The organism is Haladaptatus sp. W1 (genome assembly GCF_001723155.1).
Lineage (GTDB): Archaea > Halobacteriota > Halobacteria > Halobacteriales > Haladaptataceae > Haladaptatus > Haladaptatus paucihalophilus.
Map to the genome: position 1 here is coordinate 1 of NZ_MEIH01000159.1, position 6180 is coordinate 6180.

The 6180-nt window shown below is 64.5% G+C and carries 6 protein-coding genes and 1 pseudogene; 5 read left to right on the top strand and 2 right to left on the bottom strand.

Annotated features, from left to right (window positions below):
• Positions 1–995, top strand: a 995-nt coding sequence (gene cofG, locus BG842_RS08580) for a 7,8-didemethyl-8-hydroxy-5-deazariboflavin synthase subunit CofG (RefSeq protein ID WP_069450443.1), incomplete at its 5' end; no start/stop codon positions are given.
• 60 nt (positions 996–1055) lie between these two features.
• Here the strand turns inward: cofG and cofH are convergent.
• Positions 1056–2408: a 7,8-didemethyl-8-hydroxy-5-deazariboflavin synthase subunit CofH gene (gene cofH / locus BG842_RS08585; RefSeq protein WP_069450444.1), complete on the bottom strand. Its 1353-nt coding sequence runs from the start codon at positions 2406–2408 to the stop codon at positions 1056–1058.
• 144 nt (positions 2409–2552) lie between these two features.
• Here cofH and BG842_RS08590 point away from each other — a divergent pair, with 144 nt between their 5' ends.
• Positions 2553–3572 carry a phosphoribosylaminoimidazolesuccinocarboxamide synthase gene (locus tag BG842_RS08590; protein ID WP_069450445.1) on the top strand — a complete coding sequence of 340 codons (1020 nt, stop codon included), beginning with the start codon at positions 2553–2555 and terminating at the stop codon, positions 3570–3572.
• A gap of 96 nt (positions 3573–3668) precedes the next feature.
• The gene (locus BG842_RS08595) at positions 3669–4304 is read left to right on the top strand and encodes a class I SAM-dependent methyltransferase (protein ID WP_069450446.1); all 636 of its coding nucleotides are present in this window, start codon (positions 3669–3671) and stop codon (positions 4302–4304) included.
• Positions 4305–4314: 10 nt separating this feature from the next.
• Here the strand turns inward: BG842_RS08595 and BG842_RS08600 are convergent.
• Positions 4315–5264: pseudogene (locus BG842_RS08600) on the bottom strand (formyltetrahydrofolate deformylase).
• 295 nt (positions 5265–5559) lie between these two features.
• Between BG842_RS08600 and purS the strand changes: the two are divergent.
• Complete coding sequence (gene purS, locus BG842_RS08605) at positions 5560–5811, top strand: phosphoribosylformylglycinamidine synthase subunit PurS (RefSeq protein WP_007976870.1); 252 nt, start codon at positions 5560–5562, stop codon at positions 5809–5811.
• Positions 5808–6180, top strand: a 373-nt coding sequence (gene purQ, locus BG842_RS08610; protein ID WP_069450447.1) for a phosphoribosylformylglycinamidine synthase I, incomplete at its 3' end; no start/stop codon positions are given. The genes purS and purQ, both read left to right, overlap by 4 nt.

The following is a 6180-nucleotide window of genomic DNA, read 5'->3' on the forward strand; positions in this document are numbered from 1 at the left end:
CCGCCGACGCGCTGACCTACGCGAGGAACGTCTTCGTTCCGCTGACGACGGCGTGTCGGTACACCTGCACCTACTGCACGTACTTCGACGCGCCGGGCGAGGCCTCCCTACTCTCTCCCGAGGAAGTCCGGGAGATGCTTCGAACAGGCGCTGACGCGGGGTGTACCGAGGCGCTGTTCACCTTCGGCGACGACCCCGACGAGCGGTACACGCGGGTTCACGAGCAGTTGGCCGACTGGGGTCACGACTCGATTCACTCGTACCTCCGCGAGGTGTGTGAAATCGCGCTGGAGGAGGGACTGCTCCCGCACTCGAATCCGGGCGACCAGACGCGCGAGCAGATGGAACTCGTCGCGGACGTGAACGCGAGCATGGGCGTGATGCTGGAGACGACGGCGGACGTGGACGCCCACGCGGGGCCGCGGCGGAAGAGTCCGGGCCAGCGCCTCGCCACCATTCGGAACGCGGGCGAACTCGATGTGCCGTTCACGACCGGACTGCTCGTCGGTATCGGCGAGGACTGGCGGGACAGAGCGGAAAGCCTGCTGGCGATTCGTGAACTGCACGACCGATACGACCACGTACAGGAGGTCATCGTCCAGAACGTGGTGCCGAACGAACGGTCCCGATTCGAGCGGCCGTCGGTCGAGACGATGCGCCGCGTCGTGGCGATGGCGCGGGTGGCGCTTCCCGACGAGGTGTCGGTGCAGGTGCCGCCGAACCTCTCGCCGACGCGCGACCTGCTTGATTGCGGCGTGGACGATTTGGGCGGCGTCTCGCCCGTGACGGACGACTACATCAACCCGGACTACGCGTGGCCCGCCTTGCGCGAACTGGAGGACATCGCGGAGTCGGCGGGCGTTCCGCTCCGCGAGCGCCTCCCCGTTTACGAGCGGTTCGTGAACGAAGGTCGGGTTTCAGACCCGATTCGAGCGGCGCTCGACGCCGACGACGAGGCCGGGGAACGGTACCGTTCCGCGATGGACTACCCGTAATCGTCGTTTCCGAGCGGTCGCGTCGCCGTCGTACTCCGCACCCGAATCCCGTTCGGTTCGTCAGTCGAGCAGCGGCGTTCCGTCGGCGCACGGCCCGAGGGTAGGGCCGAACGGCGGGTCGTCGGGGTCGATTTCACGGATTTGGCGATAGTCGGTCGAACGCTCCGCCGGGACGCGGCCGATGGCGGTTATCATCTCGACGTACTCCTCGAACGAGCGGAACTCGCCGAACTGCCCGCCCGCCCGCTTCGTGATTTCCTCCGAGAGGATGGTGCCCATGAAGTCGTTCGCGCCACACGAGAGCATCTTCAACCCCTGTTCGTCGCCGTACTTCACCCACGACGATTGGATGTTGTCGATGTTGTCCAGAAACAGGCGGGAAACGGCGATGAGCAGTTCGTCCTCGTGGGTGCTCGCGCCGTTTTCGACCATGCCGCGCTCGTACAGCGGCGTGTTCTGGTGGACGAACGAGAGCGGGACAAACTCCGTTATCGCGCCGGTTCGGTCCTGTAGCTCCCGGAGTCGCTCCAGATGGAGGACGCGGTGCATCTCGTTTTCCACGTGGCCGTACATGATGGTCGCCGTGGTGTCGAGGCCGACGTTCGCGGCGGCCTCCATCGCCTCCATCCACTCGTCCGTGCCGATTTTTCCGGGACAGATGACGCCGCGCACCTCGTCCACCAGAATCTCCGCGGCGGTGCCCGGAACGCTGTCGAGTCCGGCGGCCTTCAGCTTTCGAAAGACGTCCTCGTAGCTCCAGTCAGTGCCGCGGCGGGCGTGGTAGGCCTCCTCGGGCGTCATCGAGTGGACGTGGATTCCGGGGAGGCTCATCGCGCGTATCTGCTCGGTGTACGTCGCGGGGTCGATCGTGTACTCGTCCGGCGATTTGTAGTTCAGGTCGCCCCGTTCGCTCGCTTCGAGGAGTTCGAGGTGGTCGTCGTCCAGCGCCATTCCGGGATGCAGGCCGCTGACGGACGTCACTTCGTAAATCCCTCGTTCGCGCGCGTCGGCGACGATTTCGCGTGACTCCTCGGGCGTTTTCGTGAATCCGCCGTGCTCCTCATCCGAACCGACCTCGAAGTTCTGGGCGGTGTTCTTGAAGTTACAGAAGAGACACCCCGTGTTGCACGCCGTCGTGACGTTGTTGTTCAGGTTGGCGACGAAGGTCACGCGGTCCCCGACGACCTCCTCGCGCCGCCGGTCTGCGGCTTCCAGCACGCGCTCCTTTCGGGTGATGTCGATGCCGGGACGGCCGGTGCCGGTCGTTAGCAGTTCCACGCCGTCGGCGACCGTCAATCGGTCGCCGTTTCGCGCCCGTTCCAGCGCGTTCTCGAACGATTGGTCGGTTTCGGGTACGTGTTCGAACCCGAACCCCTCCCGAGGTACGTTGCTCTCCGCGCGCACGTTAGTCATGCCCCATCAATCCCGTCGGACCCCCAAAAATCGCCGGGTCACGGCAGTCCATATCGCATACATATGTACATCTTTCGGCCACATGTCGGTGCAGTTCAGCACGAAGATGGAAACTACTTAGTCGGGGGCGGCCGACCCAACACCATGACGAGTGTGAAGGAGTTCCGGGTCGAACGCGAACCGACGCCGGACTCGCTCGGGCGCGGGTCGTTCGTGTTCACGGACGACTACTCGGTGTTCGATTGGGGCAAGATGCCCGATACGATTCCCGCCAAGGGTGCCAGCCTCTGTACGATGGGCGCGTTCAACTTCGAACGACTGGAAGAGGAAGGTATCCCGACCCACTACCGCGGCGTCGTTTCCGACGGCGAGGTCGTCCCCCTCTCGGACGTCACCGAACCGCCGACCGAGATGGCCATCGACCTCACGCAGGTTCCGAACCTGCCGCACGAGGGGCGCGACTACGACTACGACCTCTTTCATAGCGGCGCGGACGACAACTACCTCATCCCGTTGGAAATCGTCTTCCGCAACAGCGTGCCGGTCGGGTCGAGCCTTCGACGACGGACCGACCCGGAAGACCACGGACTCGACTTCCCGGAGTGGCCCGACGGGGCCGTTCAACTCGAAGAACCTGCCGTCGAGTTTTCGACCAAATTCGAGGAGAGCGACCGATACCTCTCGCGGAGCGAAGCCGACGAAATCGCCGGAAAGGCCGACGTGGACGAACTGGAACGAATCGCTCACGAGGTGAACGACTTCGTTACCCGGCAGGCCGCGAAAGCGGACCTCACCCACGAGGACGGCAAAATCGAGTGTCTCTACTACGACGGCGAAATTCGCGTCGCCGACGTGGTTGGAACCTTCGACGAGAACCGATTCACCTTCCACGGCCAGCAGGTCAGCAAGGAGTCCATCCGCCAGTACCACAAGCGCGAGCAGACCGAGTGGGTTGACGCGGTTCGAGACGCCAAGGTCGAGGCGAAAGAGCGCGACGTGGCCGACTGGAAATCGCTGTGCTCGGTCCAACCGCAACCCTTGCCGGACGACGTTATCACCGCCGCCCGCGACCTCTACACCGCGGGAACGAACGCCTACGTCGATAGGGACCTGTTCGACGCGCCGTCGCTGGAGGACGCGGTGATGGCCATCAAGAACCTGTAACGCGGACTTTCGAAACGACGGCACGAATGCCGTCGGCGAACCTTTTTATACGAGACCGAACCATGGAACGACAGTACGGTTTCACCGTTCCGACCCATGCCCCACGAGAGAAACGACGTTCGTCGCGCCTACGACCGAATCGCGGATGACTACCTCGCCGAGCGAAACGGCAGCGACGAGGAGAGCGAGGACATCGCCCTCTTGGCGGAGTTCCACGGCCATCTCCCCGACGACGCCCGTGTCCTCGACGCCGGATGCGGCGCGGGCCGTCCCATCGCAGAACTGTTGGCGACTCACACGAACCTCGTCGGCGTCGATTTCTCCCGCGAACAGGTCGCCCGCGCCCGCGAGAACGTCCCCGAGGGGCAATTCTGTCAGGCCGATATGACCGCGCTCGGTCTGACGGACGAGGCGTTCGACGGAATCTGTGCGTATCACTCGGTGATCCACGTGCCGACCGACGAGCATCCCGACGTGGCGAGCGAGTTCTATCGCCTGTTGCGTCCGGGTGGCTACCTCCTGCTTACGGTCGGCTCCACGGCGTGGGAAGGGAGCAACGACGATTGGCTCGGCACCGGCGTCGAGATGCACTGGAGCGTCCCGTCCCCGGACGAGAGCGTCACGACACTCGAAAACGCGGGGTTCGACGTTCTCTGGCGACAGACCGTCAACGACGTTTTAGGTGGCGACACCTGTTTCGTCCTGGCGCGAAAACTCGACCCCGAGGACTAAAATCAGTAGGTCAGTCGTCCGATTTGCCCACGGTAATCGTCCCATCGACGGGTCCGTCGGGCGTCACGTCGTCGAGTTCATCCGGCATGCCGAGGTGGTAGGTTTCGTCTCCGCCGTCGCGGAGTTCGGTCCGACCGCGGCGAATCTCCACGTCGTCGTTCAGGTGCAGGCGCACGGCTTCGAGCAGGGCGTCGGCTTCGAGCGGTTGGCCTCGCTCGCGTAGTTCGTCGACGCTCGCGCCGTCCGGCACGTTGAACGCCCGCTGGGTGACGATGGGACCTTGGTCCAAGTCGGTCGTCACGTAGTGGGCGGTGACGCCCGCGATTCGCGCGCCCGCTTCCTTCGCCTGCCGGTACGCCTTCGCGCCGGGGAAGGCGGGAAGCAGGCTCGGGTGGATGTTGATGATACGCCCCTCGTACCGGAAGACGACGTTGGGGCTGAGGATGCGCATGAACCGCGCGAGGACCACGAGGTCGACGTCGTAGTCGTCCAACAGAGAGAGGAGTCGCTCCTCGTCGTGAACGCCGCGTTCGTCGCCGACGTCGTGGAACGGGATGCCGTGTTCCTTCGCGACCGGTTCGAGGTCGTCGTGGTTCCCGATGACGACCCCGATTTCGGCGTCGAATTCGTTGCGCTCGTCGAGGAGCCGCCGGAGACAGTGCGACTCCTTGGTGACGAGCACGGCGACCTGTCGTGAGTCGCGTTCCGACGGGAAGCGGACGCGAACGTCCACGTTGAGGTCGTCGCCGAGTTCGGCGAGGTCGCGCCGGAGTCGGTGCTTGCTCACGGACATCTCGCTCGTCTCGACGAGTATCGTCATGCGGAAGACGCCTTCGCGGACGGCTTGGTCCACGTCCTCGATGTTGATTCCGCGCTCGAAGAGGAGGGTCGTGACGCGGGCGACGAGTCCGGTATCGTCGTCCCGACGACGGTGATTTCGGTCAGCTCTCGGTGGTTCATCGCTTCACCTGCCGGTTACGAGGTACGGCCATGGAAGAAACGTATCGGGTCAGGGTGGCAAAAGCGTTTGTGACGGTGCAAAATTTCCCGTCCGCGTTGACAAGTAGCAGGGTGCGCCTACTCGAATACCGCCCGGCGACAACCACGGCGTGAACCGAAACAGGCGGAGCGAAAACGAGGACGAACGGCGTCGGCCGCTGGTCGTGGGGTGACGCTCTCCCGTTAGAACTACACGAACGTGCACAACGACTTCGTTCCAAAAGAGCTTTTGAACACGGACGCGCACGGTCAACCGATGACTGCTTACACCGCGACGGTGACGGTTCGGTTGAAAGGGGGCGTCCTCGACCCGGAGGCCGAAACGACGCGAGGCGCGCTCGAACGACTCGGCTTCGAACTGGACTCGCTCCGCTCTGCGGACGTGTTCGAAATCGACCTCGACGCCGAGTCGTCCGCGGACGCGGAGGAGCGCGCCGGTGAGATGGCAGAGCGCCTGCTCGCCAATCCGACGATTCACGACTACACGGTCGCGGTCGAGGAGCGATGACGGTCGCAATCGTCCAGTTCGGCGGGAGCAACTGCGACCGCGACGCGGTGCGCGCGCTCTCCCACCTCGGGATCGACGCCGAACTCGTCTGGCACGAGGACGACCTGCCCGAGGACACGACCGGCGTGATGTTGCCGGGCGGATTCTCGTACGGCGATTACCTCCGCGCAGGGGCCATCGCCGCCAACTCGCCCATCATGGCGCAGGTCCGCGAGGCGGCGGAGTCGGGCGTTCCCGTCCTCGGCGTCTGCAACGGCGCACAAATCGGCTGTGAATCCGGCCTGACGCCGGGCGCGTTCACGACCAACCGGAGCGCGCGCTTCCAGTGCGAACACGTCTATCTCCGGGTCGAAAACGCCGACACGCCGT